The following is a 21,099-nucleotide window of genomic DNA, read 5'->3' on the forward strand; positions in this document are numbered from 1 at the left end:
CAGCTGCTGCATGATGCAGGGCTGGCATTTTATTATACATATATTTAGATCGGCTGATGAGAAAGCTTTGGTACTTTCCGTTCCTGTGTTGCATATACAAATGGATATATAATGCATGCCATCGCGATGGCAGCGATTACATCCGTTACAGAATGCTGCTTCAAGAATACTGTTGACAGAATGATCAGAACAGCAAGGATATAAGCAGCCCATTGAATCGGACGATGCTTCTTCAAACGTTCATCATAAGCAATTGCAATACATGCGCCAATGGAGTTGAATACATGGATGCTTGGCAGTACATTCGTTGAAGTATCTTTTGAGTAGACATATTTTACAAGATCAACAAAGATGTTATCTCTTGCAAATGTAGTCGGACGCAAGTGCTGACCATTTGGAAATACTGTGCAGATAATCAGGAAAAGCGTCATACCGGTAATTAAAAATGCGGCAAAGCGATAGAATCCTTTTTTATCTGTAAAAAACAGGTATGTGGCAGTTGCAATAATAAACATGAACCATAACAGGTATGGAACGACAAAATATTCTACAAAAGGAATATAGTCATCCAATGGTGAATGAATCCAAAAGTAATCGACTCCGGTTCTATTTTCCAAATACAAAAACCAAGGCATATAGATGAATGCATATAAAAGTACCCATGCATGACTATATTTCTTGGCTGTTTTTTTTATCCTCTCTATGGCTTTCATAAACATGACCCCTTTGTAAGCCTCTTAACATATCATATTCCTGGTTCAACAGGGATTATAACATGAAAAAATTGAATCAACAACCTTGTTCACGGTTTGTTAATAATTTTCACATGGTTTTTCGAAAATCTGAATGTCAAAATGCTGTTTTCCGCGGCTTAACATCTTTGGTGTTCGAAGTGTCCATACGGCAATCGGAATATGAAAGAGATTCTTTAGTATCCATACATTGGCGGCCGGAAGATCACTGAGCTTATATGAGATGAAGTCCGGGCGGCCGAGAAAGTTAGCGAGCAGATGCTTTACCACAAAACGGAAGAACCAGAATTCTTCCTGGTTGTCAGCGGTCAGATTAGAAGAAAGCTGGCCTCTTAAAATCTGTGGTGCGTGAAATCGGAACCATCGAATTCCCATAGTGTTAAAAGATTGAATGAGATATCTTCCGTGATACCCTTGTAATTGACGGAGCGTTTCTTCGCAGATCTGCATGGAAGAGGTAGGAATCTTCAATTCAATCAGCAAAGGGACTTTTCCATCTACAAGAGATAATACATCTCTGAAGAGAGGGATTGTCTCTGAAGTTCCCAGAAGGTGACAGGATTTTAGCTCATGTGAAGTTAGATTTTCAATGGTATCCGGACGGCTGCACATCCTTTTTAGTGTATCGTCATGGAATACAACAAGTTCTCCGTCTTTGGTCAGGTGAAGGTCAAGCTCGATCCCGTATCCATTTGCCAATGCAGCTCGAAATGCCATCATGGAATTCTCCGGAATCCCCTTTTCCTTGCAATGATATCCGCGGTGAGCGAACATCGTATGTCGATAGTGAGTCATATCTTTCCTTCGTGAAAGGCGGGGACATATTGCATAGATATAAAGAAGTATGAATACAACAAATAATAAAACAATAAGCCCAATCATCATAAAGTCCTCCGTAACTTAAGGTGCACTGATCAACCGTATTTTTTCGGGTTCCAGATAAGCCTGAATATGTTTCCGCTGAAAGACAGGTTCTCCGTCCGTGTGGATAGGAAGTGAGACTTCACTTACGATGTCAATCTTTCGGCAGGAATCAATATGTATTCCTTTGAAATGTGTATGCCAACCCTTGAAAGCCGTAGGAAGTAAAGCAAGTATTTTTAACTTTGGCATGTCTGATACAACGATAATATCTAGCAGATCATCATTTGGACGGGCTTTTGGACAGAATTTAAAACCGCCGCCCTCGTAAGCCAGATTCATGGCTGTGGCAAAATATACCTTCTCAAATTCAATTTTCCGTTCGTCATCCAGTGTGACCGTCATTTTTTTGGGTGATATTGTAAGGATTCTGTGAAGTGCAACTCCGGCATAGGTTAGTTTGCCAAGTTTGAGTTTGTTCAATAGTATTTTTAGTTTGGACACCATGACTTCATGGCAGACTCCGGCGTCAAATCCAATCCCGGTACTTACTGCAAAGCGTCGTTTCTTGTCTTCGTATTCGAGAACTCCGATGTTGAGTGGTGTATAGTGTGAGGGGGCAAGAATATTTTCTAAAGCCCTGGCAGGATCGGTTGGAAGATTCAGACCGCGGGCAAAGTCGTTACTAGAGCCAATTGGTATGTAGCCAAGAGTAACCTTTGCCAGATCGACGATTCCAGAGATTACTTCGTTAATCGTTCCATCGCCGCCAAGTACAATAATCGTATGCGGTTCGTGATCAGCGGTAATCTGGCGGACAATCTTGGTAGCATGGTGCTGATATTTGGTGAAAAAAACTTCGTATAATATGTTCTTTTCTTTTAAGACGAGTTCAATGCTTTTCCACATCTGAATTCCCAGGCCAGAACGGGCATTGGGATTGGTTATGAACGTATACATAATGGTTCTCCTATAGATATTGTCAATAAGTAAAAAGCTCATATTAAAATAAGCAATTGGAATTATTTGAAGGGTAGCGTTATAATACAGTTACAAGATATTATTGTTAAATGGTTTCACTACCATATTCCCTTCTAGAAAATCCTTTAAGTCCGCTTGCTTGAAGGATTTTTTTTGTATAAAATTAAAGATATTAAAATAATCCATTCAGATAAGTTTCAAGAGAACGTTTCATATTTCCCTCAAAATCTGTATCCCCACTTTTCAGACACCACTCAAATACATTGCCGATTACGATCATACGGATATCGGTGGTGATATCTTCCAGCGCCAGAGAAGGATGGATGATATTCGCATCTATTACTTTTTGCAGATAGTTTGATACCGTAATGATTGGATAGGGCCGCTCTGTTCGAATCAAAGGATTGAGTGACTGGTTCTTGGGGGTATAGTAATTGGACATAAATTCTACACCAAGTTCTTGACAATAATGAACGTAGTTTAAATATACATAGATAATGGTCTGTTTTGCTTCTTCGGCATTTTCCGGAAGATCCAGAAGATCTGGATTAATGCTTGGCTGTTCTTCGATATAATAAGATAACAGGTCATCCTTAGTCTTGAAATGGTGATAAAAGCTTCCGTTTGATACGCCAGCCTCTTCGCAGATGTTTTTGATAGATAACTGATCGTATCCTTTTTTCTGCAGGATATGCTTGGCGGCACGAAAGATCTTGTCCTTGGTTTCTTTGGATTTTAACTGTTGTTTGGATAGTTCTTGTGTTGCTTGCTGCATGTTTATACTCCCTCTGGAAATAATTATTTTGCTTTTGTCATTATAGCATGGGAGATATGAATTTTCAAGAAAACAGAGTGAACTCGGTATTGCGTATGCCATTGCGGTTTCCAGGGAATTCCGCTATAATAATTACTAGTGCGCATATGAGATTTAAATGCAGCGGAAAGGGTTACAGTATGGATATTAATCAGAAGATTACAGAAGAATTAAATGTAAAGAGATGGCAGGTAGATGCTGCAGTCAAATTGATTGATGAAGGCAATACCATTCCATTTATTGCCAGATATAGAAAAGAGGCTACAGGAACACTGGATGATGAGCAACTTCGTAAATTATACGAAAGATTGAATTATCTGCGTAATCTGGAAGAGAAAAAAGAACAGGTATTATCCAGTATTGAAGAACAAGGAAAATTAACAGAAGAGCTGAAGAAGCAGATTCTGGCAGCTGAGACATTGGTCGTAGTAGAAGACTTGTATCGCCCGTATCGTCCGAAGAGAAGAACGAGGGCGACGATTGCTAAGGAAAAAGGATTGGAACCTCTGGCGGCGGTGATCACTCTTCAGAAGATGAGCCGACCGGTGGAAGAAGAGGCGAAAGCATACGTGAATCCTGAAAAAGAGGTCAATACTGTTGCAGAAGCGATTGCGGGAGCAAGAGATATCATTGCAGAGAGTATCTCTGATGAAGCGGATTACCGAAGCTGGATTCGTAAGATTACGATGCAGAAAGGCCGCCTCATCTCAACAGCGAAGGATGAGAAGGCTGAATCTGTCTATGAGATGTATTATGACTTTGAAGAGCCGGTGAATCGATTGGCAGGTCATCGTGTGCTGGCATTGAATCGTGGAGAGAAGGAGAAGTTCCTGACGGTGAAGATTGAAGCTCCCGAGGAAGATATTATTCGATATCTCGAGAAGAAGACGATTCATGGAGACAATGCTTATACAACTTTGGTCTTAAAAGAAGCAATAGAAGACAGTTACAAACGTCTGATTGCACCTGCAATTGAACGGGAGATCCGCAATGATCTTACGGAAAAGGCAGAAGATGGAGCAATCGAAGTGTTCAAGAAGAACCTGGAACAGCTTCTGATGCAGCCACCGATCGTAGGGCAGACTGTTCTTGGATGGGATCCGGCTTTTCGTACCGGCTGTAAGCTCGCGGTGGTAGATCCGACCGGTAAGGTCATTGGGACAACGGTCATCTATCCAACGGCGCCAACGACACCACAGAAGATACAGGCATCCAAGGATCTGTTAAAGAAGATTATCAAGAAATACAACATCACGCTTATCTCAGTGGGAAATGGTACGGCTTCCCGGGAATCAGAGATGTTCATCGTAGAATTATTAAAAGAGATTCCAGAGAAGGTTCAATATGTAATCGTTAACGAAGCTGGAGCATCCGTATACTCTGCCAGCAAGCTGGCGTCGGAGGAATTTCCGAAGTTCGATGTGGGACAGAGAAGTGCGACATCCATCGCCAGACGACTTCAGGATCCTCTGGCAGAACTGGTGAAGATCGATCCAAAATCCATCGGTGTAGGACAGTATCAGCATGACATGAATCAGAAAAAACTTAGTGAAGCGTTGTCCGGTGTAGTAGAAGATTGTGTTAACAGAGTCGGCGTGGATCTGAATACAGCGTCGGCACCACTTTTGGCATATATTTCTGGTATCTCAGGAACCATAGCTAAGAATATCGTAACCTACCGCGAGGAAAATGGACGTTTCACTGACCGGAAGCAGCTTTTGAAGGTTGCTAAGCTTGGACCAAAAGCTTTTGAGCAATGTGCCGGTTTCATGCGGATCCAGGGAGGGGACAACCCATTAGATGGCACCAGTGTACATCCAGAATCTTATGAGGCGGCAGAAAAGCTGTTGAAAAAGCAGGGATTTGCAGTAGAAGACATCAGCGGTGGAAAGCTTGTGGGCTTGTCGCTGACAATCAAAGACTACAAGAAACTTGCAAAGGAATTGGGAGTTGGCGAGATTACTCTGCGAGATATTGTAAAGGAACTGGAAAAACCAGCGCGAGATCCGCGTGATGAGATGCCAAAACCGATTCTTCGGACAGATGTCCTAGAGATGAAAGATCTGACGGAAGGTATGGTGTTAAAAGGAACTGTCAGAAATGTAATTGATTTTGGTGTGTTTGTGGATATCGGAGTCCATCAGGATGGACTGGTGCATATTTCCGAGATCACGGATAAAAAATATATCAAGCATCCACTGGAAGTAGTGAGTGTGGGAGATATTGTAGATGTTAAGGTGCTGAGTGTAGATCTGAAGAAGAAGAGGATTCAGCTGACAATGAAAGGTATTTCATAGATTTTCGAAAGAGAGGTTGATGAAATCATGAAAAATTGGAAGAAAAGCTTGTTCACTCTGGCAGGAGTACTGATAGGAAATGTAATTCTGGCGTTGGCAGTAGGGGCGTTTATTGTGCCACACGGAATTATCATGGGCGGTGCGACCGGTATCGGTCTTACGATCACCCATTATGTGCCTGTCAATTTGTCAGTGATTGTATTTGTTATTAATGCAGTTCTGTTTATATTGGGTACTTTTGTGTTGGGAAAAAAGTTCGCGCTTACGACCATCATCAGTACCATTGTGTATCCGGTGTTCTTGTCGATTGTGCAGGCAATCCCGGGAATTGACGCTTTGACTGACAATATTATGCTGGCAACGATCTATGCAGGTGCGTTGCTGGGAATAGGAATCGGACTTGTAGTACGTGTGGGAGCATCTACTGGAGGAACAGATATCCTTGCGTTGGTATTGAATAAATGGTTCCACGTATCGATTGCAGTTATGATGTATGTGGTGGATTTTATCGTCTTGGGATTCCAGGTGCTCTTTTCAAATTCTGAGCAGATTTTGTATGGTATTCTTGCACTTGTTCTTACGACGTTGGTCATGAATCGTGTCATACTGATGGGACAGTCTCAGATTCAACTCTTTGTTATCACTGAGAAATACGAAGAGGTTAAGGAAAGAATGTTGAAAGAGATTGATGCCGGAGTAACCATGGTTCATATAGAGACTGGTTATGGGGAAAAACAACAGAAAGGTGTGCTGTGTGTTATCCCGAACCGAAAATTATATTCTGTAAATCAGATGGTCCAGGCTGTTGATCCAAAGGCGTTTATTACGATTACCCAGATTAACGAGGTACGTGGACGGGGATTTACAATGGAAAAAGTACGTTACGGAGAGGAAGAAGAGACTCAATAAGCATATACTTGATGAACAGACAGAAGAAGCAGGCAGAAAGGAGGAGCCCGATGGTACGGACTTTATTAAAAGAAGTAAAAGAGTATAAATTTGTATCTATCATCACCCCGTTATTTATGATCTTGGAAGTTCTGATGGAGATGCTGATTCCATTTTTAATGGCTTCGATTATTGATGATGGTGTCAATGCGGGAAATATCCAGCATATATATAAAGTCGGCGGAATTATGATCGTGGCAGCAGTGGTTGGCCTTTTTGCCGGAATGGCAGGCGGAAAATTCGGTGCAAAGGCTTCTGCCGGATTTGCGAAAAATCTAAGAGAAGCTATGTTTAACCATATTCAGACATTTTCATTTTCAAATATTGATAAATACAGTACTGCTGGTCTTGTTACACGTCTGACAACGGATGTGACGAATATCCAGAATGCTTATCAGATGGTACTTAGGATGTTTACCAGAGCTCCGGCCAGCCTGATCTGTGCGATGATTATGGCATTTCGCATCAATGCGCGACTTTCGAATATTTATCTGATTGCGGTACTTTTGTTGGGAACAATTCTTGTGCTGATCATGAGCCATGCTACACGTTATTTTCAACAGGCATTTCCAAAATATGATGAACTGAATGCATCTGTACAGGAAAATGTCTCTGCGGTCCGTGTTGTTAAGGCGTATGTCAGAGAAGAACAAGAGACGAATAAGTTCAAAAAAGCCAGTGAGAATATCTATCGGATCTTCGTAAAAGCAGAATGTAACCTGGTGTATAATGCACCATTAATGCAGCTGACAGTCTATTCCTGTATCCTTCTGATCAGCTGGATCGGTGCAAAGATGATTGTGGCGACTACTCTGACAACGGGAGAACTTATGAGTCTTCTCGCGTATTGCATGAACATATTGATGAGTCTGATGATGATGTCCATGGTATTTGTCATGGTATCCATGAGTACAGCCAGTATTCGTCGTATCTCAGAAGTCCTGAATGAAACCAGTGATCTTAAGAACCCTGAGAATCCATTGTTGGAAGTGGAAGATGGAAGTATTGAGTTTTCACATGTGTATTTTTCTTATAAAAAGGACAGTGAGGAACCTGTCCTGAAGGATATTAATCTGAAGATTCGCTCTGGTGAGACAATAGGAATTATCGGAGGAACCGGAAGTGCCAAGACCAGCCTTGTGAATCTGGTAAGCCGTCTCTATGATGTGACGGAAGGAGAGATCCTGGTAGGAGGACACAATGTTAAAGATTACGATATGGAAGCATTGCGTAATCAGGTATCCGTAGTGCTGCAGAATAATGTGTTATTCTCTGGTTCGATTCTGGATAACCTGCGATGGGGTGATAAAGAAGCAACGGAAGAAGAGTGCCGGAATGCCTGCGTGCTTGCCTGTGCGGATGAATTTATTCAGAGATTCCCGGATGGATATCAGACGCATATTGAACAGGGAGGAAGTAATGTGTCTGGTGGGCAGAAGCAGCGTCTGTGTATCGCCAGAGCACTTCTTAAGAAACCGAAGATATTGATCTTGGATGACAGTACCAGCGCGGTGGATACAGCTACGGATGCCAAGATCCGCAGGGCGTTCCGGGAAGAGATTCCGGATACGACGAAGCTGATTATTGCGCAGAGGATCTCCAGTGTGCAGGATGCAGACCGCATTATTGTTATGGAGGAAGGAAAGATCAATGGATTTGGAACGCATGAAGAATTAGTTGCGAATAATGAGATCTACCGAGAGGTCTATGAATCACAGACCCAAGGCGGCGGAGACTTCGATGAAAAGGCAGGTGAGTAGCAGATGGCAGGTCCAATGGGAAGAGCACCGCGAGGTGTCAAATCGAACGTAAAAAATCCGGGGAAATTATTCAAAAGGTTGATGAGCTATGTATTCCGCAATTATAAATACCATTGTGCTGCAGTTCTGATACTCATATTCCTTGGTGTCATTGCAAATGTGCAGGGAACTATGTTCATGAAGAATCTGATCGATGATTATATTACGCCATTTTTGCTGACAGATCAGCCAAATTTTGCGCCGCTTGCCAAAGCAATCGGAAGAGTTGCATGCTTTTATGCAGTCGGCATTATCTCAACCTATCTGTATAATCGGATCATGGTCAATGTAACTCAGGGTACATTGCGGGATATGAGGGATGACCTTTTTGAACATATGCAGAAGCTGCCGATCAAATACTTCGATACGCATGCACATGGTGATATCATGTCTGTATATACGAATGATATTGACACTTTGCGTCAGATGATCAGTCAGAGTATACCGCAGGTCATCAACAGTGGATTTACGATTATCAGTGTATTTGTCAGCATGCTGATCTTGAATATTCCGTTGACGATCGTAACACTGATCATGGTTGGAATTATGATTACCTGTTCCAAAGCCGCTGCCGGAAGGAGTGGAAAGTACTTCCTGGAGCAGCAGCGTAATCTTGGAGCAGTGAATGGACACATTGAAGAGATGATGAATGGGCAGAAAGTAGTCAAAGTGTTCTGTCATGAAGAAGAAAGCAAAGAAGAATTTAAAGAATTAAATGACAGACTCTTTCATAGCGCAGATAAGGCTAATACATTTGCCAATATTCTGGGTCCGATTAATGCACAGATTGGAAATGTCAGTTATGTAGTCTGTGCCATTGTGGGTGGGATACTTGCACTCAATAAAGTAGGCGGCTTTACGCTGGGTGGTCTGGCAAGTTTTCTGACCTTTAATAAGAGCTTTAGTATGCCGATTAACCAGGTAAGCCAGCAGTTAAATGCAATCGTAATGGCCATGGCGGGAGCAGAACGAATCTTCAAGCTGATGGATGAGGAACCGGAAGTGGATAATGGTTACGTAACACTGGTCAATGTAAAAGAGGAGAATGGGACACTGGTGGAGTGCTCGGAGCGAACCGGAAAATGGGCATGGAAACATATTCACCAGGCAGATGGAAGTATAGATTATGTCGAAGTCAAAGGCCATGTGGTCTTCAATGGAGTTGATTTTGGATACAATGATGATAAGATTGTACTTCATGATGTAAAATTGTATGCAGAACCGGGGCAGAAGATTGCATTCGTCGGATCTACCGGAGCTGGTAAGACAACGATTACCAATCTGATCAATCGTTTTTATGATATTCAGGATGGGAAGATCCGTTATGATGGAATTAATATTAATAAAATAAAAAAAGCGGATTTACGGCATTCTCTCGGTATTGTTCTGCAGGATACGCATTTATTTACCGGGACGGTAAAAGAAAATATCCGTTTTGGAAGACTGGATGCTACAGATGAAGAGGTTGTGGCAGCGGCCAGATTAGCCAATGCGGATGGATTTATCCGTAGGTTGCCGGAAGGATACGATACCGTGCTGACGGGGGATGGCGCGAATTTAAGTCAGGGACAGCGACAGCTTCTGGCAATTGCCCGTGCAGCAATTGCAGATCCACCGGTATTGATCCTGGATGAGGCGACCAGTTCCATTGATACCCGAACTGAGCGAATCGTACAAGATGGTATGGATAAACTGATGCATGGAAGAACAACCTTCGTCATTGCTCACAGATTATCTACTGTACGTAATTCCGACTGTATCATGGTACTGGAACAGGGAAGAATCATTGAGCGAGGGACGCATGATCAGCTGATTGAAGAAAAAGGAAGATATTATCAGTTGTATACCGGAAATTCCATCAGTGCATAATTGCACAACTATTGCAACGAAGTTGAAACTTTCTTATAATAAAAATAGAGTTAAAGTTCGTGATAACAAAAATATAAAGGAGTGACAATTGTGCAGAAAACAGATGAAAAATATCAGGCATATGTTCAGATATTGAAGGAAGAACTGGTTCCGGCAATGGGGTGCACGGAGCCAATTGCACTTGCCTATGCAGCGGCAAAAGCAAGAGAAGTATTGGGATGCATTCCTGATAAAGTAAAAATTGGTGCAAGTGGAAGTATCATTAAGAATGTGAAGAGTGTAATCGTTCCGAACACGAATCATCTGAAAGGAATTCCGGCAGCAGCAACCGCCGGAATCATCGCCGGAAGACCGGAGAAAGAGTTGGAAGTTATTGCAGAAGTATCGGAAGACCAGATTCAGCAGATGATCTCATTTCTGCAGGAAACATCGATTGAAGTAGAACATATTGACAATGGAATTACCTTTGATATTGTGGTTACAGTCTGCAAAGACGATAACTATGCAAAAGTCAGAATTGCCAACTATCATACGAATATCGTGCTTATTGAAAAGAATGGAGAAGAGATTTTGTCTGTCCCGGTAGAAGGCGAAAGTGAAGAGGGTCTGACAGACAGAAGCTGCCTGGATATGGAAAGTATCTGGGACTTCATTAACACCGTAGATATAGAAGACATCCGGGAAGTGATTGGACGGCAGATAGAGTACAATACGGCAATTGCAGAAGAAGGATTACGAGGTGATTATGGCGCCAATATCGGGACCGTACTGTTAAAGACTTACGGAGATGATGTGAGAACCCGTGCAAAAGCAATGGCAGCCGCTGGCTCCGATGCACGTATGAATGGATGTGAACTTCCAGTTATTATCAATGCCGGAAGCGGGAATCAGGGCATGACCTGTTCACTTCCTGTTCTGGAATATGCCAAAGACCGAGGGGCAGACGAAGATAAGACCTATCGTGCACTGGCATTATCCAATTTGGTGGCAATTCATCAGAAGACCGGAATTGGAAGACTGTCTGCGTATTGTGGAGCTGTCAGCGCGGGTGCGGCAGCAGGCGCAGGAATCGCATATCTCTGCGGCGGCGGTTATCAGGAGATCATCCACACCGTTGTTAATGCACTGGCAATCGTATCCGGTATGGTCTGCGATGGAGCAAAGGCTTCCTGTGCGGCCAAGATTGCAGCATCCGTTGATGCCGGAATCCTTGGATACAATATGTTCCTTAACGGTCAGCAATTCTACGCCGGAGATGGTATCGTGACCAAAGGTGTTGAGGCTACTATCAGTAATATCGGACGCCTCGGCAAAGAAGGAATGCGAGAGACGAACGAAGAGATCATCAAGATGATGATTGGAGAATAGAGATTAATCATAAGAGACGGAGGAATTATTGTTTCCTCCGTCTTTTATCTCTTCAATTCTTCTTGAATCTTTTTCCTTTGTCTGCGTTCGTGGGCAAGCTCTTCCTGAATCTCACCAATTCTCTTCCATACATCTGCAATGGCTTCTGTCTCATCTACTGGTTTCATTGTTTTTGCCCCTTCTGCTTCTGCCTCGTGTTGTGCTTCGGTACGGGCCTCAATCTGTTTGTGGAATAAAAGCTTAAAAATAACCCTTACAAAAGGCTGGATGAAAAACATCTGGGAAAAGTATGCAAAAGGGAAATTGAAGCATATAAGTTTCAGCCAGTTTGCAAGTAAGGTCAATATGTGAAATCCATTGTAATACGGATAATAGAACCATGCAGCCAGAAAACTCATGGACGGACACATAATTCCCACGGTTGCACAGATGATCGCGCTTTCGAATAACATAGGGTGATTCCTTCGAGGGTCGAACACCCGGCAGGCAAGCCGAAAGGAAAGTGGACTTCCAATCAGATTCTCCAGCGCATAGGCAAACAGAAATTCAATGATAACAATGGCCCATATAGGAAGCATTTGTCCAAACATATAGACACCGCCTTGGGCACGGATAGCTGCCAGGACATTGCTTTCGCCGGTAATCTGCATTAACGTATTTCCATTGATTACATATAGACTGTAGAATACATAAGCATGGACGGTGATGATGACAGTCAGAAAAGCAAAGACCATCCTTTGAAATTGATTTTTTGGCATATTTCATTCTCCTCTTCTTAGCATAAAAAAACACAAGTATTGTGCCTGCAGATAATCTGACCGGGCTAATGTTCCGTGATCAGATTTACTTGCCGCAGCAATACTTGTGTCATCATTATGCATTCATATTTCTATTATTTTTTCAACTGTATCAGTTTATCAGATTTTTCTCATATAAGTCAAAGAGAAAATTTAAATTTTAACAATAAATATTTGATAGTTGGGGGATGGTATAAGTCCAGATTTCGACCCTTTTAATTTGCTAAACTAATGATAACGAAGAAAAGCAAACGAGTTTATCATATGAATGGAGGTTGGAAATCAATGAAGGGATATGCTACACAGGCTGGTTATATGGGATATGTAGAAGGAAGATATATGTTATTTGCAAGCGAAGAAGAGTACAGAGAATTCATGGAAGATTAGAGATTCTGAGAGGAAGATGAAGGTAAATCTGGTCAAAGAGTCTGATAACGAGGCAGATAAGGAAGCAATGAAAGTAGAACTTCCGGGGTTTGGTATAACTGCAATAAGTCCTGAAGATGGGACTTATTACACCCACATTCCTTTGTATTCGTGATACAATAGATTTATCAGAAATGAAGTTATCAGTTTGAATATAAAGGAGGATGCATTTTATGGCAGAAGGGAATAATCAGAAATTAAAGATTCTATATCTTTTGAAGATATTGATGGAGAAAACAGATGAGACCCATAGAATCACCATGCCGGAAATTATTGAATCATTAAAGGCATACAATGTGAGCGCAGAACGTAAAAGCCTATACAATGATCTTGAAAATCTGCGGATTTTTGGAGTGGATGTTATCGGGGAGAAGGAAAATAAGACCTATTATTACTATATCGGAAATCGACAGTTCGAGCTGGCAGAATTAAAGCTTCTGGTGGATTCTGTACAATCGGCAAAATTTATCACTGCGAAGAAGTCCAATGAACTGATCAAAAAAATTGAGGGACTTGCCAGTCAATATGAAGCCTCTCAGCTTCATCGCCAGGTCTATGTAACAGAACGGGTCAAGACGATGAATGAAGGAATCTATTATAACGTGGATCAGATTCATCAGGCAATTGCAGCCAATGTGCAGATCACATTTCAATACTTTAACTGGAACGTGGATAAGGAGCAGGTTCTTCGAAAAGATGGGGCTTTATATCAGGTCAGCCCTTGGGCACTGTCCTGGGACGATGATAATTATTATCTCGTGGCATTCGACAGTCAAGAAGATAAGATCAAGCATTTCCGAGTAGATAAGATGCTCCATATTGAATTAACCAAAGAGAAACGAGAAGGAAGCAAGCGGTTCGAACAATTTGACATCGGCGCTTATTCAAGAAAATTATTTGGAATGTTCGATGGTGAAGAAGAGACTGTTCAGATTGAATGCGAAAACTATCTGGCCGGCGTTATGATCGACCGATTCGGAAAAGAAGTCATGATGCGGAAAGAAGATGAAGATCACTTCGTTGTAAGCGTCCGAGTAGCCGTCAGCAGACAATTCCTCTCCTGGGTTATGTCCCTGGGTGAAGGAGCGAAGATCGTGGGGCCGGAGAAAGTGGTCGGGCAAGTGAAAGAAGAGATTCAGAGATTGATGCGGCAGTATGGGAGCGAATAATGAAAGAGAACCAGTATTTATAATGGTTTCAGCCATCTGAGCAGATGAATTTCCCACTTACTGTGGTAGGTGGGAGTTTTTCTATTATTTTAGGTATGGTTGTTTTGGGCTACAATATAGTAAGAGAAATGATTTGGATTTTAGCCAAGTATAATTTACTAAAGTACAGTTGACTAAATTGCGAGTACAAAACTAATAATATATTTTAAATCGAATTAAATTATTCATTTTGCAATAGTTTCTGGTTATAACCGCAAAACCTATTGAAAATATGGGTTGATTGCGGTAATATAATGATATGGAGGTGGTAGATATGATTAACAGACCGCTTTATACAGAGAAAATCATGGTTTACACAGACACGCCATTTGTAAAAGTACTCACTGGTGTTCGGCGCTGCGGAAAATCTACAATATTGAAAATGATTATGGAAAAGCTGCAGACTGAAAGAGGAATCTCGGCAGACCAAATTGTATTCATGCGATTTGATTCCATGGAATATGAGGATATGACTGCAAAGCAGATGTTTGAAGCTGTGAAAGCAAAGCTTAGTGAAAACAAAAAAACCTACTTCTTTCTTGATGAAGTTCAGGAAATCGAAGGGTGGGAGAAGGTTGTGAATTCGTTGGCCAGTGATTACGATGTGGATCTGTATGTAACTGGATCCAACTCTCGTATGATGTCTTCGGAAATTTCAACTTATCTTACGGGACGATATGTTTCTTTTCGTATTTTCCCTCTTTCCTTTGAAGAGTATCTGACTTTCCGGAAAGAGTATACAGAAGTAAAAGATGTTCATGCAGAACTTGCAGATTATATTCGTCTTGGAGGCTTCCCGGCAACACATCTTCGTGATTATTCACAGGATGAGGTTTATACCATCGTTCGCGATATATACAATTCGACGATCTTTTCTGATATTGTAAGGAGAAACCAGATCCGTAAAGTTGATCAGTTGGAGAGAGTGGTAAAATACACATTTTCCAATGTGGGAAATACTTTTTCTGCAAAATCCATTTCAGACTATTTGAAATCAGAGCATAGAAAGATAGATAATGAGACTGTATACAGTTATTTGGAAAAACTGGAAAAGGCATATCTGCTACATCGTTGCTCCAGATATGATCTGCAGGGGAAAGAGATTCTGAAGACACAGGAAAAATTTTATCTTGCAGATACTGCGTTGCGATATAGTGTTCTGGGGTATAATCCGGATAGTGTTGCGTCCAGTTTGGAAAATGTTGTCTATCTGGAACTTTGCAGGCGAGGATACGAGGTCAATATAGGTAAGACAGCAGATGGTGAGGTTGATTTTGTCGCGCAACGTCAAGGTGAAAAACTGTATGTGCAGGTTACTCAGGAAATACGATCTGAGAAAACTGAGCGAAGAGAGTATGACCGCTTACTTGAAATCAAAGATAACTATCCGAAATACGTTCTTCGAACAGACGAATTTGCCGGAGGTAATTACGAAGGCATTAAGAGTATGCATGTTGCGGATTTCCTTTTGAGTAGGGAATACTAATGTGGATGATACCAGAAGTGACACCTCATGTATGCCACCATACTTACTACAGCAACATGGCAAAAACATATGTGGATGAATTATTGGAGTGTTTTCAGTGGTCGGATGATTACCTTGCGTGTCTCTGAATTGTTCTGTATACTGTCATCAGCTTACAGAAAGAAAAAAGTTCCAGAGCACCCTTCGTGGAAAGTTGCGTACTCTGGAACCTAGTCACTAAAACCATGGTTATTATATCAGACTACACACTAACCCTCAAGGAGGTGCTAAATGTCAAAGAGAACTACCTATCCAAACATAGACCTACAACAAACTGGACATAAAATGAAACATATGCTTGAGTCCGCCGGTTACACTCCACGAATGCTTCAAGAATATTTGCATTTATCATGTGTACAGCCTATTTATCGTTGGTACAAAGGCAAGATATTGCCATCGGTGGATCATTTGCTTATGCTTAGTGAATTACTGGGGGTTCATATGGAAGATTTCCTGGTAAAGAAGGATGCAGTACCGGTAATTTACGACATAGAACAATATTGTTCTCGAACTATGCAGAGACGAATTATGGCGTATTACAATAAAATATATTATTCAGTGGGCTAGAGGGCATTGGACTAACAGTCCAATGAAAAGACTATTGACAAATGCTATCCTCTTATCATAACCCGCAAAGGGACTATGATAGGAGGATATTTTTATGACTAATGAAAAAGAAATTGTATTATTTGAAACCGAGGATAAAAAAATTACTTTTCCAGTGGAGGTGAAAGACGAAACAGTATGGTTAAGTGTTTCTCAAATGGCACAGCTATTTGACAGAGAAGAATCGAATATCAGAAGACATGTTTTAAATGTTTTTAAAGAAAATGAAGTTGATGATAATAATAACGTGCATTTTTTACACGTTAATAATGTGAAAAAACCAGTACCTTTTTATTCTCAATCTTCAGTTATATTTGGAGGATTTATTCGATGATTTTTATGAGATACAAGAAAAATTTGACCGTGATTGCAAGTATGATCAAGAAGATATTCTTTGGGTTTAAGAGAGAGGGTGTGATTATGATATATATTACAGGTGACTGTCATGGGAATTTTGAACGGTTTAATGCTAGTATCTTTTCCGAACAAAATGAAATGACAAAGGATGATTATGTTATTATCTGTGGGGATTTTGGCGGCGTATGGAATAAAGATGAAGAAAGTAAAATGGAAACCATGATTTTGGACTGGCTGGATTGCAAACCATTTACTATATTGTTTGTTTCGGGAAACCATGAGAACTTCGATAGATTAATGGCTTATTCGGTAGAAGAATGGCATGGGGGAAAGGTTCAGAAAATCAGACCATCCGTGATTCATCTGATGCGCGGTCAAGTCTATGAACTGGACGGTAAGAAGATATTTTCTTTTGGCGGTGCTAGCAGTCATGACATTGATGGAGGAATTCTTGAACTAGATGATCCAGACTTTAAGAAAAAGAAGAAGGAATTAGATAAAGGTTGGAAACCATATCGTATTAACCATCTAAGTTGGTGGCAAGAAGAATTGCCGTCAGTAGAGGAAATGGAAGAAGGACGTAAGAATCTGCAGAAGCATAATAATGAAGTGGATTTTATTGTGACGCATTGTGCGTCTTCCAGTACGGCAGCATTGTTAAGTCATGGTATGTATAAACCAGATTTGCTGACAGATTATTTGGAAGAAATAAGGCAGAACGTGAAATTCAAGAAATGGTTCTTCGGGCATTATCATGATAATAGGAATGTGAATGCGGAAGAGATATTGCTGTGGGAGCAGATAATAAGGATATCTTAAAAAGGTAAGGTTACTTTGATTCAGGGAGATCCGGGACAGGGAAAAACATGGCTTGCCATGCATCTGGCTGCAGCATGTACCAATCGAAAGGAACTGCCGAATGAGCTTTCGATGGATTCTTTCAATGTGTTTTACCAGACTGCAGAAGATGGAATTGGAGATACGATTAAACCGAGGTTGATGAAATGTGGAGCAGATATGGAACGAGTGCGTGTCATTGTAGAAGATGATGCCATATTTGGATAAGAATGGAAAACCTATGGTAGTATTTCACTGGAAGAAGTATTTTCAGCATATTCGTGAAAAATACAATAAGATTTATCGAATCCAGATGCCAAAAGTGACACCACATGGTCGAGTTATAATAGGGACAAGTTAGAAAACTCCAGTAAATACAAGGGGTTGCACTAATTTAGTCCTTATTTTTAACTTCCTGAAAAGGGAAAAATAAGGCAGCGCTGTCATTCCAGAATATGAATTATTACAGATCCAGACTGGAAATGGATTTGTGTAAGACAAGAGTAAAAACAACAGAATTATTGTAATTATAGGACTGAATTAGCTCGCACGGAATATAGATTCCGATTGTCTAATTCAGTCCTCTTTTTTTGATTGACGACGATGAAAGGTGATGAAAAATGGCTAGAATTATTTCTATTGTAAACCAAAAAGGGGGAACGGGAAAATCCGCATGTACAGCTAATTTAGCAGTAGGATTAGCACAAAAGAATATGAAAGTGTTGATTGTAGATGCCGATCCACAGTCTGATGTATCCGCAGGATTTGGATATCGTGATTGTGATGACAGTAATGAAACACTTACAGCTCTTATGGATGCAGTAATGAAAGATGAAGATATTCCTTCAGACTGTTATATCAGACATCAGGCAGAGGGAATAGATATTATCTGTTCTAACATTGGACTGGCAGGTACGGAAGTACAGTTGGTAAATGCAATGAGCAGGGAATATGTATTGAAACAGATTTTATATGGTATCAAGGATCAATATGATGCAGTCATTATTGACTGTATGCCATCATTGGGAATGATTACGATCAATGCGCTGGCTGCATCAGATGAAGTCCTCATTCCAGTTGAAGCGTCCTACCTGCCAATCAAAGGCTTGCAGCAGTTGTTAAAAACGATCGGTAAGGTTCGTAAGCAGATTAATCCGAAGTTGCAAGTCGGTGGGATTCTGTTCACGATGGTCGATGCGCATACAAATGATGCCAGAAATAATATGGAACTTCTCAGAAATGTATATGGAAGTCAAATTCATATCTTTGATAATTATATTCCATTTTCTGTAAGAATGAAGGAAGCAGTCAGAGAAGGACAGAGTATTTTCTCTTATGATCCGAAAGGCAAAGCTACAGAGGCTTATCGGAGAGTGACGGAGGAGGTGCTAGAAGATGCCATCTAAAAAAAGAGCAACTCCCATTTCCTTACAGCCACTTGATGCGTTGTTTGGAACAAACGAAGAAACAAACAATGGAATTTGCGAGATAAAAATAGGAAGCCTTCATCCATTTCCAAATCACCCGTTTCAAGTAAAAGATGATAAGAAAATGGAAGAATTATCAGAAAGCATTACACAATATGGCGTGTTGGTTCCTGGTATTGTGCGGTTGAGAGAGTCTGGTGGTTATGAGCTGGTAGCTGGTCATCGGCGAAAACGAGCATGTGAACTTGCTGGACTAGAGAAAATGCCGGTTATCATCAAAGATCTTACAGATGATGAAGCGACGGTGATTATGGTAGATTCCAACATTCAACGAGAAGAGCTGCTGATCAGCGAAAAGGCATTTGCTTATAAAATGAAATATGAGGCGTTAAAGCGTCAGGGAAAACGATCTGATTTAACTTCTTGCCAAGTTGGCAAGAAGTTGGCGGCAGAAGAAGTCAGTCAGAATACAGGAGATAGTTCCAGACAGATTCTTCGATATATTCATCTGACAGAGTTAGTAGCAGAGCTATTAGAATTGGCAGACGAGAAGAAGCTTCCCTTTAACACAGCTGTTGAACTTTCTTATTTGAGAACTGAAGAGCAGCAGATATTATTTCAGTATGGGAGATTTAAAAATGTTGTTCTGTCGGAAGCTGAACTGCGGGAGTTGATGATGCTTTTTCCATGGGATTACCAGAAACGAATTGATCATCTTTCTGTTTATATGAAATCCAGTGGAAAAGAATATCAGAACCATTTTGCAACAATCTGTCTTTGGGCAGAACGGGATGGAGCCAGGGCAGGAATGGATAAATATGAATTTCAGGAAGGAGAAAGCCTGTGATGGAAAATAAAGTAACAGCAGATTATCTGGACAAAGAGGGATGTCTTCATTGTGGCATCTGTGGAAAAAGAAAACAGATGAAAGTCAGTCTGATGGGATTTGAGCATGTAGTGTCCTGTTTGTGCGAATGCGAGGTGAAAGCCAGACAGGAACTGGATGAGAAGATGCAGCGGGAAGAAGCACAGCGGCTGCTTTATCAGAGAAAATCCGTCGGACTTCGGGAAAGAAGATTCTGGGAATGGAAATTTGAAAATGACAATGGAAGCAACCAGAAGACACTAATTGCCAGGCAGTATGTAGAAAACTGGACAGATATGAAGAGAAAAAATGTAGGATTGCTTTTGATGGGACCAGTTGGAACTGGGAAAAGTTTCTTTGCAGGCTGTATTGCAAATGCACTTTTGGAACAGGGAGAACGTGTCATGATGACGAATTTTTCCAGGATTTTAAATGAAATGACCAGCTATCAGGCAGATAAGAACCAGATTATACAAAATCTTGTGGATTATCCGCTGCTGATTATTGATGATTTAGGAATAGAACGAAATTCTGAGTTTGCTTTGGAGCAGGTCTATAATGTGATAGACAGCCGCTATTGTAAAATGCTTCCGCTGATCATAACAACGAATCTGGGACTGAATGAAATGAAATCCACAGATTTGGATACTGCCCATCAGCGTATTTACAGTAGAATACTTGAAATGTGTGTTCCCATCTATTGTGGTGGAGAAGATAAGAGAAAAGAAGAAGGGACAGAAAAACTCGTACAGGTGCAGAACCTGATTACCGGTTAATTTGTCTTTTTTTATTAAAGGGGGTGATTGCCATGATTACAGATCTGGACAGCAGTTGAATCGCTGAAAGGAGGGAAAAGTCATGCAGGAAGAGGTAACTCAGAAAACGGTCACGTTCTGTATTCGGGCTACTAAGATTACAGCAGACCTGTTGAAAAAGGTTCTTGTTGCGTATCTGCGTCATCAGAAGCAGAAATCAGTAGAGAAGAAAGCACAGAAAAATCAGCCGAAACAGGGAAAGGTCACGGTAAAAGAGCTGGCAAAACAGAATGCCGGGATGGTCAATATCGAGATCACGGACAAAAATATCAAGTCCTTTGAACGGTATGCCAGAAAATACGGGATCAATTATGCTCTGAAAAAAGACAAGAGCAAAGAGCCTCCGGTTTATCTGGTATTCTTCAAGGGACGTGATCAGGATGCACTCAATGCTGCTTTCCGTGAGTTTTCCCAGAAACAGATTCAAAAAGCGAATAAACCTTCTATTCATAAGCGTCTTGCAGCTTACCGGGCAATGATGCCAAAGAAATCGAAGGACAAAGTAAAGAACCGGCATCAGGAGCAGAGCCGATGAAAAAGCAAATCG

21 protein-coding genes and 1 pseudogene are annotated in these 21,099 nt (G+C 41.1%); 17 read left to right on the forward strand and 5 right to left on the reverse strand.

All coding sequences use genetic code 11. The features are described from left to right. Window positions 1–44: 44 nt before the first annotated feature. The 4 genes from ACQRBH_RS11760 to ACQRBH_RS11775 form a co-directional block, all read right to left on the reverse strand. Window positions 45–713, reverse strand: a complete 669-nt coding sequence (locus tag ACQRBH_RS11760) for a phosphatase PAP2 family protein (protein ID WP_347375766.1) — start codon at window positions 711–713, stop codon at window positions 45–47. Window positions 714–812: 99 nt separating this feature from the next. After that, window positions 813–1,547 (reverse strand): glycerophosphodiester phosphodiesterase, encoded by a 735-nt coding sequence (locus ACQRBH_RS11765; protein WP_427761847.1) that lies wholly within the window; start codon window positions 1,545–1,547, stop codon window positions 813–815. 105 nt (window positions 1,548–1,652) lie between these two features. Continuing rightward, on the reverse strand, window positions 1,653–2,573 hold the full coding sequence (locus ACQRBH_RS11770; protein ID WP_427761849.1) for a diacylglycerol/lipid kinase family protein: 921 nt from the start codon (window positions 2,571–2,573) through the stop codon (window positions 1,653–1,655). A 193-nt stretch (window positions 2,574–2,766) separates the two neighbouring features. Beyond that, window positions 2,767–3,369: a TetR/AcrR family transcriptional regulator gene (locus ACQRBH_RS11775; RefSeq protein WP_347375767.1), complete on the reverse strand. Its 603-nt coding sequence runs from the start codon at window positions 3,367–3,369 to the stop codon at window positions 2,767–2,769. A 179-nt stretch (window positions 3,370–3,548) separates the two neighbouring features. Here ACQRBH_RS11775 and ACQRBH_RS11780 point away from each other — a divergent pair, with 179 nt between their 5' ends. The 5 genes from ACQRBH_RS11780 (at window position 3,549) to ACQRBH_RS11800 (ending at window position 11,689) form a co-directional block, all read left to right on the forward strand. Continuing rightward, window positions 3,549–5,705: a Tex family protein gene (locus ACQRBH_RS11780; RefSeq protein ID WP_347375768.1), complete on the forward strand. Its 2,157-nt coding sequence runs from the start codon at window positions 3,549–3,551 to the stop codon at window positions 5,703–5,705. Window positions 5,706–5,732: 27 nt separating this feature from the next. Further along, window positions 5,733–6,614, forward strand: coding sequence for a YitT family protein (locus ACQRBH_RS11785; RefSeq protein WP_427761851.1), 882 nt, complete (start codon window positions 5,733–5,735; stop codon window positions 6,612–6,614). A 50-nt stretch (window positions 6,615–6,664) separates the two neighbouring features. After that, entirely contained in the window at window positions 6,665–8,413 is a 1,749-nt protein-coding gene (locus ACQRBH_RS11790) for an ABC transporter ATP-binding protein (RefSeq protein ID WP_427742654.1), read from the forward strand. 3 nt (window positions 8,414–8,416) lie between these two features. Next, window positions 8,417–10,321 (forward strand): ABC transporter ATP-binding protein, encoded by a 1,905-nt coding sequence (locus ACQRBH_RS11795; protein WP_427761852.1) that lies wholly within the window; start codon window positions 8,417–8,419, stop codon window positions 10,319–10,321. Between the two features lie 90 nt (window positions 10,322–10,411). Further along, window positions 10,412–11,689: a serine dehydratase subunit alpha family protein gene (locus ACQRBH_RS11800; protein WP_235233213.1), complete on the forward strand. Its 1,278-nt coding sequence runs from the start codon at window positions 10,412–10,414 to the stop codon at window positions 11,687–11,689. 44 nt (window positions 11,690–11,733) lie between these two features. Here the strand turns inward: ACQRBH_RS11800 and ACQRBH_RS11805 are convergent, their stop codons facing one another. Continuing rightward, window positions 11,734–12,447 carry a hypothetical protein gene (locus tag ACQRBH_RS11805; RefSeq protein ID WP_427761853.1) on the reverse strand — a complete coding sequence of 238 codons (714 nt, stop codon included), beginning with the start codon at window positions 12,445–12,447 and terminating at the stop codon, window positions 11,734–11,736. Window positions 12,448–12,889: 442 nt separating this feature from the next. Between ACQRBH_RS11805 and ACQRBH_RS11810 the strand changes: the two genes are divergently transcribed. The 12 genes and pseudogenes from ACQRBH_RS11810 to ACQRBH_RS11865 all read left to right on the forward strand — a co-directional run bounded on the left by ACQRBH_RS11810 (window position 12,890) and on the right by ACQRBH_RS11865 (window position 21,087). After that, the gene (locus ACQRBH_RS11810; protein ID WP_427761854.1) at window positions 12,890–13,027 is read left to right on the forward strand and encodes a hypothetical protein; all 138 of its coding nucleotides are present in this window, start codon (window positions 12,890–12,892) and stop codon (window positions 13,025–13,027) included. Window positions 13,028–13,085: 58 nt separating this feature from the next. Continuing rightward, window positions 13,086–14,081: a helix-turn-helix transcriptional regulator gene (locus ACQRBH_RS11815; RefSeq protein WP_427761856.1), complete on the forward strand. Its 996-nt coding sequence runs from the start codon at window positions 13,086–13,088 to the stop codon at window positions 14,079–14,081. A 313-nt stretch (window positions 14,082–14,394) separates the two neighbouring features. Further along, window positions 14,395–15,606 carry an ATP-binding protein gene (locus tag ACQRBH_RS11820; protein ID WP_427761857.1) on the forward strand — a complete coding sequence of 404 codons (1,212 nt, stop codon included), beginning with the start codon at window positions 14,395–14,397 and terminating at the stop codon, window positions 15,604–15,606. 270 nt (window positions 15,607–15,876) lie between these two features. Continuing rightward, window positions 15,877–16,212, forward strand: a complete 336-nt coding sequence (locus ACQRBH_RS11825) for a helix-turn-helix domain-containing protein (RefSeq protein WP_427742660.1) — start codon at window positions 15,877–15,879, stop codon at window positions 16,210–16,212. Window positions 16,213–16,306: 94 nt separating this feature from the next. Beyond that, window positions 16,307–16,585 carry a hypothetical protein gene (locus ACQRBH_RS11830; protein ID WP_427761859.1) on the forward strand — a complete coding sequence of 93 codons (279 nt, stop codon included), beginning with the start codon at window positions 16,307–16,309 and terminating at the stop codon, window positions 16,583–16,585. Further along, the gene (locus tag ACQRBH_RS11835; protein WP_427761860.1) at window positions 16,582–17,427 is read left to right on the forward strand and encodes a metallophosphoesterase family protein; all 846 of its coding nucleotides are present in this window, start codon (window positions 16,582–16,584) and stop codon (window positions 17,425–17,427) included. Before ACQRBH_RS11830 ends, ACQRBH_RS11835 begins: the two co-directional genes overlap by 4 nt. A 3-nt stretch (window positions 17,428–17,430) precedes the next feature. Then, window positions 17,431–17,658 (forward strand): annotated as a pseudogene (locus ACQRBH_RS11840) (AAA family ATPase); the annotation flags it as partial. 7 nt (window positions 17,659–17,665) lie between these two features. Continuing rightward, window positions 17,666–17,806: a hypothetical protein gene (locus ACQRBH_RS11845; protein ID WP_427761861.1), complete on the forward strand. Its 141-nt coding sequence runs from the start codon at window positions 17,666–17,668 to the stop codon at window positions 17,804–17,806. Window positions 17,807–18,065: 259 nt separating this feature from the next. Further along, window positions 18,066–18,851 carry a ParA family protein gene (locus ACQRBH_RS11850; RefSeq protein WP_015529850.1) on the forward strand — a complete coding sequence of 262 codons (786 nt, stop codon included), beginning with the start codon at window positions 18,066–18,068 and terminating at the stop codon, window positions 18,849–18,851. Then, window positions 18,841–19,719, forward strand: coding sequence for a ParB/RepB/Spo0J family partition protein (locus ACQRBH_RS11855; protein WP_427761862.1), 879 nt, complete (start codon window positions 18,841–18,843; stop codon window positions 19,717–19,719). Before ACQRBH_RS11850 ends, ACQRBH_RS11855 begins: the two co-directional genes overlap by 11 nt. Further along, complete coding sequence (locus tag ACQRBH_RS11860; RefSeq protein WP_118440636.1) at window positions 19,719–20,513, forward strand: ATP-binding protein; 795 nt, start codon at window positions 19,719–19,721, stop codon at window positions 20,511–20,513. The genes ACQRBH_RS11855 and ACQRBH_RS11860 overlap by 1 nt, the downstream gene beginning before the upstream one ends. A gap of 82 nt (window positions 20,514–20,595) precedes the next feature. Continuing rightward, on the forward strand, window positions 20,596–21,087 hold the full coding sequence (locus tag ACQRBH_RS11865; RefSeq protein ID WP_109273659.1) for a PcfB family protein: 492 nt from the start codon (window positions 20,596–20,598) through the stop codon (window positions 21,085–21,087). Window positions 21,088–21,099: the final 12 nt, after the last annotated feature.

It is taken from the genome of Bariatricus sp. SGI.161 (assembly GCF_050313695.1).
Lineage (GTDB): Bacteria > Bacillota > Clostridia > Lachnospirales > Lachnospiraceae > JAFBIX01.